The following is a 12863-nucleotide window of genomic DNA, read 5'->3' on the forward strand; positions in this document are numbered from 1 at the left end:
ACCGTCACCGTCACCGGCAGCAACGACGCGCCCGTGCTCAGCTTCGCGACGGGCAATGCGGCCGGCGCGGTGCAGGAAGACACCACGCTCAGCGTGAACGGCCAGTTCAGCTCGGCCGACATCGATCATGACGCCACGGCCACCTGGAGCATTGCGGGTACGAATACGGGCACCTACGGCGCGATTGCGGTGGACAGCACCGGCCAGTGGACCTACACGCTGGCCAATGGCACCAATGGGGTCGCCAGTGCGGTGCAGTCGCTGAAGGCCGGCGAGAGTCACAATGACGTGTTCACGGTACAGGTCAGCGACGGCCTGGGCGGCGTGGCCACCCAACTGGTGACCGTCACCGTCACCGGCAGCAACGACGCGCCCGTGCTCAGCTTCGCGACGGGCAATGCTGCCGGCGCGGTGCAGGAAGACACCACGCTCAGCGTCAACGGCCAGTTCAGCGCGGCCGACATCGATCACGACGCCACGGCGACCTGGAGCATTGCGGGTACGGATACGGGTACCTACGGTTCGATCGCCGTGGACAACAGCGGCCAGTGGACCTACACGCTGGCCAATGGCACCAATGGGGTCGCCAGTGCGGTGCAGTCGCTGAAGGCGGGCGAGAGCCACAATGACGTGTTCACGGTGCAAGTCAGCGACGGCCTGGGCGGCGTGGCCACCCAACTGGTGACCGTCACCGTCACCGGCAGCAACGACGCGCCCGTGCTCAGCTTCGCGACGGGCAACGCGGCCGGCGCGGTGCAGGAAGACACCACGCTCAGCGTGAACGGCCAGTTCAGCTCGGCCGACATCGATCACGATGCCACGGCGACCTGGAGTATTGCGGGTACGAATACGGGCACCTACGGCGCGATCGCGGTGGACAGCACCGGCCAGTGGACCTACACGCTGGCCAATGGCACCGATGGGGTTGCCAGTGCGGTGCAGTCGCTGCAGGCGGGCGAGAGCCACAATGACGTGTTCACGGTGCAGGTCAGCGACGGCCTGGGTGGTGTGGACACCAAGCTGGTGACCGTCACCATTACCGGCACCAACGACGCGCCGACGGTGACGGCGGCCGAGGTCGAAAGCGCTACGATCGCCGAAGACGGCACCCCGCTGGCCAGCGGCAGCTTCGCCTTCGGCGACGTGGACCTGGCCGATGACGCCCATGTCGCCAGCGTGAGCGCGCCAGCCAATGTGTTGGGTACGCTGCTGGCCAGTGTGAGCGACGAGAGCACCGGCGACGCGGCGGGCAGCGTGGGCTGGACCTATACGCTGAACAACAGCGCGGCGCAGTACCTGGCCGAAGGTCAGACCAAGACCGAAGTGTTCACGGTGACGCTGACCGACGACTTCGGGGCGACGGTGACCAAGGCCGTGACGATCACCCTGACCGGCAGCAATGACGCGCCGACGGTGACGGCGGCAGAAATCGAAAGCGGGGCGGTGACCGAAGACGGCACTACGGTGGCCGGCGGCAGCTTCGCCTTCGGCGACGTGGACCTGGCCGATCACGCCCATGTGGCCAGCGTGAGCGCGCCGTCCGGGGCGCTGGGGACGCTGGTGGCCACTGTGAGTGACGAGAGCACCGGCGACGCGGTGGGCAGCGTGGGCTGGAGCTATACGCTGAACAACAGCGCGGCGCAGTACCTGGCCGCGGGCCAGACCAAGACCGAAGTGTTCACGGTGACGCTGACCGACGACTTTGGGGCGACGGTGACCAAGGCCGTGACCATCACCCTGACCGGCAGCAACGACGCGCCAGTGCTCAGCTTCGCGACCGGCAACGAGGCCGGCGCGGTGCAGGAAGACACCACGCTCAGCGTCAGCGGCCAGTTCAGCTCGACCGACATCGATCACGATGCCACGACCAGCTGGACCATCAATGGCTCGCCAACTGGAACCTATGGCTCGATCGCCGTCGACAGCACCGGCCAGTGGACCTATACCCTGGCCAATGGCACCAGTGGTGTCGCCAGTGCGGTGCAGTCGCTGAAGGCTGGCGAGAGTCATGATGACGTGTTCACGGTGCAGGTCAGCGACGGCCTGGGCGGCGTCGACACCCAGTTGGTGACCATCACCGTCACCGGCAGCAACGATGCGCCAGTGCTCGGTTTCGTGACGGGCAATGCTGCCGGCGCGGTGCAGGAAGACACCACGCTCAGCGTCAACGGCCAGTTCAGCTCGGCCGACATCGATCACGATGCCACGGCGACCTGGACCATCAATGGCTCGCCAACTGGAATCTATGGCTCGATCGCCGTCGACAGCACCGGCCAATGGACTTACACCATGGCCAATGGCACCAATGGGGTCGCCAGTGCGGTGCAGTCGCTGCAGGCGGGCGAGAGTCATGCTGACGTGTTCACGGTGCAAGTCAGCGACGGCCTCGGCGGCGTCGCCACCCAGCTGGTGACCGTCACCGTCACCGGCAGCAACGACGCGCCCGTGCTCAGCTTCGCGACAGGCAATGCTGCCGGCGCGGTGCAGGAAGACACCATGCTCAGCGTCAGCGGCCAGTTCAGTTCGACCGACATCGATCACGACGCCACCGCCACCTGGAGTATTGTCGGGTCAAATACCGGCACCTACGGTTCGATCGCGGTGGACAACAGCGGCCAGTGGATCTACACGCTGGCCAATGGCACCGATGGCGTTGCCAGTGCGGTGCAATCTCTGCAGGCGGGCGAGAGTCACAACGAAGTGTTCAGCGTGCAGGTCAGCGACGGCCTGGGCGGCGTCGACACCCAACTGGTGACCATCACCGTCACCGGCACCAATGACGCGCCGACGGTGACGGCGGCCGAGGTCGAAAGCGGGGCGGTGACCGAAGACGGCACCCCGCTGACCAGCGGTAGCTTCGCCTTCGGCGACGTGGACCTGGCCGATCACGCCCATGTGGCCAGCGTGAGCGCACCGGCCGGGGCGCTGGGTACGCTGCTGGCCAGTGTGAGCGACGAGAGTACCGGCGACGCGGTGGGCAGCGTGGGCTGGAGCTATACGCTGAACAACAGCGCGGCGCAGTACCTGGCCGTGGGCCAGACCAAGACCGAAGTGTTCACGGTGACGCTGACCGACGACGTCGGGGCGGCGGTGACCAAGGACGTGACGATCACCCTGACCGGCACCAATGACCGGCCGACGCTGACCATCACCGACCCGACCGGGGCGATGACCGAAGGCAACGGCGCGGCCACGCTGAGCGACAGCGGGGCGCTGAGCTTCGCCGACCTGGACAGCAACGACTCGGTGACGGTCAGCCAGAGCGCCAATCACGACCTCGTCTGGAGCGGCGGCACCCTCGGGGCGGCGCAGGCCGCGGCGCTGGTGGCCGGCTTCGCGGTCGATCAGACCGGCTGGACCTACAGCAGCAGCGAGAACCTGGACTTCCTGCGCGTCGGTGAAACCATCACTTTCTCCTACACCGTGGTGGCCACCGACAACAGCGGCGCGGCCAACGCGGCCTCGGCAGCGCAGACGGTGATGATCACCCTGACCGGCACCAACGACCAGCCGACGCTGACCATCACCGACCCGACCGGGGCGATGAACGAAGGCAACGGCGCGGCCCCGCTGAGCGACAGCGGCGCGCTGAGCTTCGCCGATCTGGACGTCAACGATGGAGTGACGGTCAGCCAGAGTGCCAACCACGACCTCGTCTGGAGCGGCGGCACCCTCGGTGCGGCGCAAGCCGCGGCGCTGGTGGCCGGTTTCTCGGTCGATCAGGCCGGCTGGACCTACAGCAGCAGCGAGAACCTGGACTTCCTGCGCGCCGGGGAAACCATCAGCTTCTCCTACACCGTGGTGGCCACCGACAACAGCGGTACGGGCAACGCGACCTCGGCAGCGCAGACGGTGACGATCACCCTCACTGGCAGCAACGACGCGCCAGTGCTCAGCTTCGCGACGGGCAATGAGGCCGGCGCGGCGCAGGAAGACACCAAGCTCAGCGTCAGCGGCCAGTTCAGCTCGGCCGACATCGATCACGATGCCACGGCGACCTGGAGCATTGCGGGTACGGATACGGGTACCTACGGTTCGATCGCCGTGGACAACAGCGGTAAGTGGACCTACACGCTGGCCAATGGCAGCGATGGGGTCGCCAGTGCGGTGCAGTCGCTGCAGGCGGGCGAGAGTCACGATGAAGTGTTCAGCGTGCAGGTCAGCGATGGCCTCGGCGGCGTCGACACCCAGCTGGTGACCATCACCATTACCGGCAGCAACGATGCGCCCGTGCTCAGCTTCGCGACGGGCAATGCTGCCGGCGCGGTGCAGGAAGACACCACGCTCAGCGTGAATGGCCAGTTCAGCTCGGCCGACATCGATCACGATGCCACGGCGACCTGGAGCATTGCGGGTACGGATACGGGTACCTACGGTTCGATCGCCGTGGACAACAGCGGTAAGTGGACCTACACGCTGGCCAATGGCACCGATGGGGTCGCCAGTGCGGTGCAGGCGCTGCAGGCGGGCGAGAGTCACAACGAAGTGTTCAGCGTGCAGGTCAGCGACGGCCTGGGCGGCGTCGACACCCAGTTGGTGACCATCACCGTCACCGGCAACAACGATGCGCCGGTGCTCAGCTTCGCGACCGGCAACGAGGCCGGCGCGGTGCAGGAAGACACCAAGCTCAGCGTCAGTGGCCAGTTCAGCTCGACCGACATCGATCACAATGCCACCGCCAGTTGGACCATCAATGGTTCGCCAACTGGCACCTATGGCTCGATCGCCGTCGACAGCACCGGCCAATGGACTTACACCCTGGCCAATGGCACCGATGGGGTCGCCAGTGCGGTGCAATCGCTGCAGGCCGGCGAGAGTCACAACGAAGTGTTCAGCGTGCAGGTCAGCGACGGCCTGGGCGGCGTCGACACCCAACTGGTGACCATCACTGTCACCGGCAGCAACGATGCGCCGGTGCTCAGCTTCGCGACGGGCAACGCGGCCGGCGCGGTGCAGGAAGACACCACGCTCAGCGTCAGCGGCCAGTTCAGCGCGGCCGACATCGATCATAATGCCACCGCCAGTTGGACCATCAATGGTTCGCCAACTGGCACCTATGGCTCGATCGCCGTCGACAGCACCGGCCAATGGACTTACACCCTGGCCAATGGCACCGATGGGGTCGCCAGTGCGGTGCAATTGCTGCAGGCCGGCGAGAGTCACAACGAAGTGTTCAGCGTGCAGGTCAGCGACGGCCTGGGCGGCGTCGACACCCAGTTGGTGACCATCACCGTCACCGGCAACAACGATGCGCCGGTGCTCAGCTTCGCGACCGGCAACGAGGCCGGCGCGGTGCAGGAAGACACCAAGCTCAGCGTCAGTGGCCAGTTCAGCTCGACCGACATCGATCACAATGCCACCGCCAGTTGGACCATCAATGGTTCGTCAACTGGCACCTATGGCTCGATCGCCGTCGACAGCAGCGGCCAATGGACGTACACCCTGGCCAATGGCACCAATGGGGTCGCCAGTGCGGTGCAGTCGCTGAAGGCGGGCGAGAGTCACAATGACGTGTTCAGCGTGCAGGTCAGCGACGGCCTGGGCGGCGTCGCCACCCAGCTGGTGACGATCACCATCACCGGCAGCAACGACGCGCCGGTGCTCAGCTTCGCGACGGGCAACGCGGCGGGCGCGGTGCAGGAAGACATCAAGCTCAGCGTCAGCGGCCAGTTCAGCGCGGCCGACATCGATCACGATGCCACCGCCACTTGGAGCATTGCCGGGTCAAATACCGGCACCTTTGGCTCGATCGCCGTGGACAGCAGCGGCCAGTGGACTTACACGCTGGCCAATGGCAGCGATGGGGTTGCCAGTGCGGTGCAGGCGCTGAAGGCGGGCGAGAGTCACAATGACGTGTTCAGCGTGCAGGTCAGCGACGGCCTGGGCGGCGTCGCCACCCAGCTGGTGACGATCACCATCACCGGCAGCAACGACGCGCCGGTGCTCAGCTTCGCGACGGGCAATGCGGCGGGCGCGGTGCAGGAAGACATCAAGCTCAGCGTCAGCGGCCAGTTCAGCGCGGCCGACATCGATCACGATGCCACCGCCAGTTGGACCATCAATGGTTCGCCAACTGGAACCTATGGTTCGATCGCCGTCGACAGCACCGGCCAATGGACGTACACCCTGGCCAATGGCACCAATGGGGTCGCCAGTGCGGTGCAATCACTGAAGGCGGGCGAGAGCCATGAGGACGTGTTCACGGTGCAAGTCAGCGACGGCCTGGGCGGCGTCGCCACCCAGCTGGTGACGATCACCGTCACCGGCAGCAACGACGCGCCGGTGCTCAGCTTCGCGACCGGCAATGCGGCGGGCGCGGTGCAGGAAGACACCACGCTCAGCGTCAGCGGCCAGTTCAGCTCGGCCGACATCGATCACGATGCCACCGCCACTTGGAGCATTGCCGGGTCAAATACAGGCACCTACGGCGCGATCGCGGTGGACAGCACCGGCCAATGGACTTACACGCTGGCCAATGGCACCAACGGGGTCGCCAGTGCGGTGCAGTCGCTGAAGGCGGGCGAGAGCCACAATGACGTGTTCACGGTGCAGGTCAGCGACGGCCTGGGTGGCGTCGCCACCCAGCTGGTGACGATCACCGTCACCGGCAGCAACGACGCCGCCGTGCTGTCCTCGGCCAGCGTTACGCTGAGCGAAACCAATGCTCCGCTGACCACCGGCGGCAGCCTGACCATCAGCGATATCGACAGCCCGGAAAGCTTCCAGGCCCAAACCAACACCGCCGGCAGCTACGGCAAGTTCTCCATCGGCACCGGCGGTGCCTGGACCTACGTCGCCAGTTCCGCCCACAACGAGTTCGCCGCCGGTACCACCTACACCGACACCTTCGCGGTGAGCAGTGCCGACGGCACCCTCACTTCGGTCACCGTGCATATCCTCGGCACCAACGATGCCGCCGTGCTGTCCGCCAACATCGCCAACCTCACCGAGACCAATGCCGCCGCCGACATCTCCACCAGCGGCACCCTGACCATCAGCGATGTCGACAGCGCCGCGACCTTCGTCGCGCAAACCGACATCGCCGGCAGCTACGGCAAGTTCTCCATCGGCACCGGCGGTGCCTGGACCTACGTCGCCAGTTCCGCCCACAACGAGTTCGCCGCCGGTACCACCTACACCGACACCTTTGCGGTGAGCAGTGCCGACGGCACCCTCACTTCGGTCGCCGTGCATATCCTCGGCACCAATGATGCGGCCGTGCTGTCCTCGGCCAGCGTTACGCTGAGCGAAACCGATGCTGCGCTGACCACCGGCGGCACCCTGACCATCAGCGACGTCGACAGCGCCGCAACCTTCGTCGCCCAAACCAACACCGCCGGCAGCTACGGCCAGTTCTCCATCGGCACCGGCGGTGCCTGGACCTACGTCGCCAGTTCCGCTCACAACGAGTTCGCCACCGGCACCACCTACACCGACACTTTCGCGGTGAGCAGTGCCGACGGCACCCTCACTTCGGTCACCGTGCATATCGCCGGCAGCAACGATTCACCGACGATCACTTCCAACGGTGGCGGTGCGACGGCTTCGATCAACGTGGCGGAGAACACCACGGCGGTAACGACGGTGGTGGCAACCGATGTTGATCTGCCGGCACAAACGCTGAGCTACAACATCGTCGGCGGAGCGGATGCCGCGAAGTTCTCGATCGTTTCAGGCACAGGCGTGCTGAGCTTTATCTCTGCACCCAACTTTGAAGCGCCGACTGATTCGGGGACGAACAACGTCTATGACGTGATTGTGCGGGCATCGGACGGCACGCTGTTTGACGACCAGGCGATCGCTGTAACCGTGACGGGCGTCAACGACAACTCACCGGTGATCAGCTCCAACGGTGGTGGTGCGACGGCTTCGATCAACGTGGCGGAGAACACCACGGCGGTAACGACGGTGGTGGCAACCGATGTTGATCTGCCGGCACAAACGCTGAGCTACAACATCGTCGGCGGAGCGGATGCTGCGAAGTTCTCGATCGTTTCAGGCACAGGCGTGCTGAGCTTTATCTCTGCACCCAACTTTGAGGCACCGACTGATTCGGGAACGAACAACGTTTATGACGTGATTGTGCGGGCGTCGGACGGCACGCTGTTTGACGACCAGGCGATCGCGGTAACCGTGACGGGCGTCAACGACAACTCCCCGGTGATCACCTCCAACGGTGGCGGTGCAACGGCTTCGGTCAACGTGGCGGAGAACAGCACGGCGGTCACGACAGTGGCGGCGATCGATGCAGATCTACCAGCGCAGACGCTGAGCTACACGATCCTGAATACGGCCGGGACGGACTTCAGCAATTTCTCGATCAGTTCGAGTGGGGTGCTGACGTTCAATTCGGCGCCCGATTACGAGAATCCCCAGGATATCGGTGGCACCGACGGCGACAACGCCTACGTTGTGGATGTTCAGGTGGCCGACGGCAATGGCGGAACCGACACGCAGACCATTACGGTAAACGTGCAGAACGTCGTTGAGACGCCAGTTGATACCGTGGCTCCAACAGTGACTTCCATTACTGCGTCCCCAATGTTAGGGAACAACGATAGCGGCAAAATAACCATCACGTTCAGTGAAGCTGTGATTAACTTCGATATCAGTGATTTCAGTGTCACCGCAGGCCGCGGAACCCTCAGCAACTTCTCCGGTAGCGGCACTACTTATACAGTGGACTTCACCAGATTCGGCAATAACAATGGCAATGGATCTGTAAAAGCCAGCGTTACAAACACCTACACGGACTTGGCTGGTAATACGGGTGTTGCGTTCACCTCTAGCGCAAATCTCCCGGCAGGTGTGGCTGGCGAACCCATCAATCTAGCCCTCAACGTTCCGTCGGCCGATATCAGCGGCCCAATAAGGGTGGCCATCAGCGGTGTTCCCTCGGGATGGACGTTCAATGCAGGAACCGACAACGGCGACGGCACCTGGACAGTGCAGACTAGCGATCCCGGCGCATTGACTGTGACAACTCCAAGCGAATTCGCCGGTGCGTTGGTGCTCGGCGTCAGCATGTTCTGGACCAACGCCGATGGCAGCATTGGTAATGCCTTCGTTTCCGACAACGTCGAAGCCTACGCCACTGGCTCGCCGATCTTCGCCTTGTCGGCGGACGACAACCTGACCGGCTCCCGCGACGCCGACCTGTTCGTGTTCGCCCAGCCGATCGGCAACAACGTCATTCACAGCTTCGATGCGGCGGTGGATAAGATCGACTTGATCGGCTTCACGGGCGTCAACAGTTTTGCCGATGTGAGTATCGCCAACGACGCGAACGGCAATGCCGTGCTCAGCATCAGTGCCGACCAGACGATCACTGTCAACGGCGTGGATGCGGCGGCGTTGAGCGTAGCCAACCTGCAGTTCGATGTGAACCCGGTCACGACCAATACGGGCACCATCACCATTGCCGACGGCGCGATCATGCCGTTCGGTGGCAGCATCGACAACAGCGGCACCATAGCGCTCGGCTCCACCGGCAGCGGGACCGATCTTGAGATTCTGTTCCGTGGCGCGACATTGAGCGGTGGCGGGCAAGTGGTGCTGTCCGACAGCGCGCAGAACGTGATCTTTGGTGGCAGCGCGGACACGCTGCTCACCAATGCCGACAACACCATTTCGGGTGCCGGCCAGTTGGGCGCGGGGCAGATGATGCTGGTCAACTCGGGCCTGATCCTTGCCAGCGGCGTCAATGCGCTGGTGATCGATACCGGTAGCAGCGCCGTCACCAACACTGGCGTGCTGGAAGCCACCGGCAGCGGCGGATTGGTGATTGAAAGTGGGCTCGTCAACAGCGGCAGCCTGTGGGCGAACGATGGCAATATCATCATCCACGCAGATGCCACAGGTGCGGGAAGCGCGACTATCAGCGGTTCGGCGATACTGCAATTCGCTGCTGCCTCCGATCAGCATGTGACGTTCGACAGCGGCGCGGCAGGCACGCTCAAGCTCGATGTGTCGACGGCGTTCAGCGGCAGCGTCAGCGGTTTTGCCGCGGGTGACACGCTGGACTTTGGCGATGTCGCGTTCGGCGCCAATACGCAGATCACCTATGCCGCGAATGACACAGGCACCGGCGGGATGCTGACCGTGAGCGACGGCACACATGTGTCGCAGGTCGCGCTGAATGGCCAATACGCGGCGGCGGGTTTGCAGGCGAACGCCGAGGGCAGTGGCAGTGAGCTGGCCTACGATGCAGCGGCGGCAAACCATACTATGCTGGGCGGCCAGGCCAACGACATTCTGCTCGGCGGTGCGGGTGACGATCTGTTCTTCGGCGGGCTGGGCAACGACACACTCAACGGCGGCCTTGGCAACGATACTTTCGCGTTTGCTGCCGCAGGCTTCGGAAACGACTCGATCCAGGGCTTCGACGTCAACCCGACCGGAGGGCAGGACTTGCTCAATATCGCGGGGCTGGGGATCAGCAGCGAGACGTTCGCTACCAGCGTGAGCATTGCGGCTGACGGGGCGGACACGGTGATCGGGATCGGATTGGACTCTATTCGCCTTGTCGGTGTTAACAGCGCAGGCATCGATCAGGCGGACTTTATCCTGATGTCATGATGCTTTTGCTGCTGGCCGCACGTTGCTACGCGGTTGCAGTCCCCATCGCGGGTAAATCCGCGATGGGGTCTGCGGGCGGTAAAGTTCTGGCTGCGGTGGCCTTTGCAGCGGGAACTTCAGGGTACTGGCCAAGTCAATTGGGGCCCTGTATCGCAGATGCCGAACAGCGCTGTGGTCTGTTTTACTGTAGGAGCTGGCTTGCCAGCGAAGAGGCCCGAAAGATCGATGCACAATTCAAGGCCGCCTTCGCTGGCATGCCAGCGTCCGCCACTGATGCCAACCAAGCGTTTTCTGTCGGGTCTCATCCTGGCGTTCTGCGCCGTCGCGTCGTTTTGTTCGGTCGCTGCCGAGCGAAGCGCGCCCGCGCAAAGCAACAGCGCATCGACCACCCTGATCGAAACTGCCTCGCGGCAGTATGAAAATGGCCAACTGGACCAGGCCGCCGCCACGCTGGAGCGCGCTCTGCATATCCAGCCGAACAATCCCGCGACGCTGCATTACCTCGGTGTGTTGCGTCTTCAGCAGGGGCAGTACCAGCAGGCGGAAACCCTGGCGGCGCGCTCGAACATGCGGGTTGGTCGCAACGTCGAGTTGCGCAACCGCAACTTCCAATTGATCCAGGCGGCGCAGCAGGCCCAATCTTCGGGTACCCCACCCAATGCCAAAGAGGATCTGGTCGCAGTACAAAAGGGGTTGGAAGAGGAGACCCAAAGGCGCCGCGAAGCAGAAAAGGCCGTTGCTGAACAATCCATTCCGGTTACTGAGCGTGACGTAGGCAACTACGCTAGCGCAGAGACAGATCGGGTTTCGGATGCGCCGATGGCCGGAAGAGCCGGGCCCGAAGGAAAATTGCAAATGGCTAATGTCGAGCCAGAGCGGGCGTACGCTGAGGTTGAGATCCCCCGCGGCCATATGCCGCCTCCGGGTAAATGCCGAATCTGGTTTCCTGATCGTCCGCCGGGGCATCAGCCCGCACCCGGCAAATGCAAGAAACTGCGATATCGGGTTCCCTCAGGGGCCTACCTGGTGCGCGGTTGAGTTTTTGAGTGTCCACTTCTGGCCGATTCTGTTGAAAAAGTCGGCCATGGTTTGCGCAGCTGAAAAGTACGCGTCCGAGATTGAAATCTTTACTTTCGGCAGAGGTTTCCAGACGAAGATTTTACGTAGTAGCGTGTAAAAAAGGCGTTTTCACCGGTCAATGATCAGGCAGTTTTGGATCACCGACTTTTTCAACAGAATCGGCCGTTTTTTGCCTGTCGTGACCGGCAGAAGGCGACCCATTCCGGTCGTTGACGACACCGATTGAATGATCGCTATTGTTCCAGCCAGTCACGATGAACCTGCGCAAAGCGCTCTTGCAGCCATTTGATAAAAACTTGCACTTGCGGCGCCAAGTGCGTCCGGCTTGGGTACAGCATCGACACAGGGCGAGGGGCCGGCCGGTAGGGTCTTAAAATCTCCACCAAAACGCCGCTGTCCAGATACTCAGCCACGGCGATTCCTGGCGCCTGGATAATTCCGAAGCCCGACACGCCGCACTGAACGTAGGCATTCGACTCGGTGACTGTGACACCGGAGTTACTCACAAAAGCCCGATCCTGACCTTTTACAGAGAAGTGCCAAGGCAATGTTCTGTTGCTCTGACCGGACAAGAAGTTGACGCCTCGATGGGAGGTCAAGTCGTCGGGTGTCTCGGGTTCGCCGTGCTCGCTCAGATACTCGGGTGCCGCACACGTCACCATGGTTGCCATCGCGATGGGGCGAGCGATCAATGTCGAGTCCGGCAAATCGCCTATACGCAATGCACAGTCGATGCCTTCACCTATCAGGTCAACGGCCCGGTCGGTCACGCCCAGTACCATGTCGATGCCGGGGAAGATGCCAGTGAATTCTTTCAGGCTTTTGATGAACTTTAATTGCGCGAAAGCGGTCGGGATATCGACGCGAAGTCGGCCCACGAGCGTTGCTCCTGTGCGGTCAAACATCGAGGTTGCGGCAGAAATATCCGCGAGAATTTCCTGCACTCGCTCATAGAACCGTTCGCCCTCGGTGGTGAGCGCCACCTTTCTCGTGGTGCGTTGAAACAGGCGTACGCCCAAAGACGTCTCCAGCTCCTGGATGTAACGGGTGACCTGAGGCCGCCCGATGTCCAGCGACTCGGCGGCTTTAGTGAAGCTGCCGAGTTCAGCAAGCCTGGCGAACAGTCGCATTGATTGAAGCAATTCCATAATGTCTTACCTGACCGAATACAATTGTTGTCTTAAGATAGAACAATCATGTCCTTT

The 12863-nt window shown here is 63.0% G+C and carries 3 protein-coding genes; 2 read left to right on the top strand and 1 reads right to left on the bottom strand.

Annotated elements, in window-relative coordinates; translation table 11 throughout:
* Window positions 1–33 precede the first annotated feature (33 nt).
* Complete coding sequence (locus C8K63_RS30245; protein ID WP_371920813.1) at window positions 34–10578, top strand: VCBS domain-containing protein; 10545 nt, start codon at window positions 34–36, stop codon at window positions 10576–10578.
* Window positions 10579–10647: 69 nt separating this feature from the next.
* Window positions 10648–11616 (top strand): tetratricopeptide repeat protein, encoded by a 969-nt coding sequence (locus C8K63_RS27055; protein WP_371920816.1) that lies wholly within the window; start codon window positions 10648–10650, stop codon window positions 11614–11616.
* Window positions 11617–11891: 275 nt separating this feature from the next.
* Here C8K63_RS27055 and C8K63_RS27065 read toward each other — a convergent pair whose 3' ends face one another.
* A complete protein-coding gene (locus C8K63_RS27065; RefSeq protein WP_108219476.1) occupies window positions 11892–12806 on the bottom strand; it encodes a LysR family transcriptional regulator in 915 nt (304 codons plus the stop codon).
* Window positions 12807–12863: the final 57 nt, after the last annotated feature.

This window comes from Pseudomonas sp. GV085, from assembly GCF_003050925.1.
Taxonomy (GTDB): Bacteria; Pseudomonadota; Gammaproteobacteria; order Pseudomonadales; family Pseudomonadaceae; genus Aquipseudomonas.

Bases quoted from the DNA above. Each gene is read 5' to 3' on its own strand.
- C8K63_RS27065 (WP_108219476.1), bottom strand. From the start codon at position 12,806: ATGGAATTGCTTCAATCAATGCGACTGTTCGCCAGGCTTGCTGAACTC.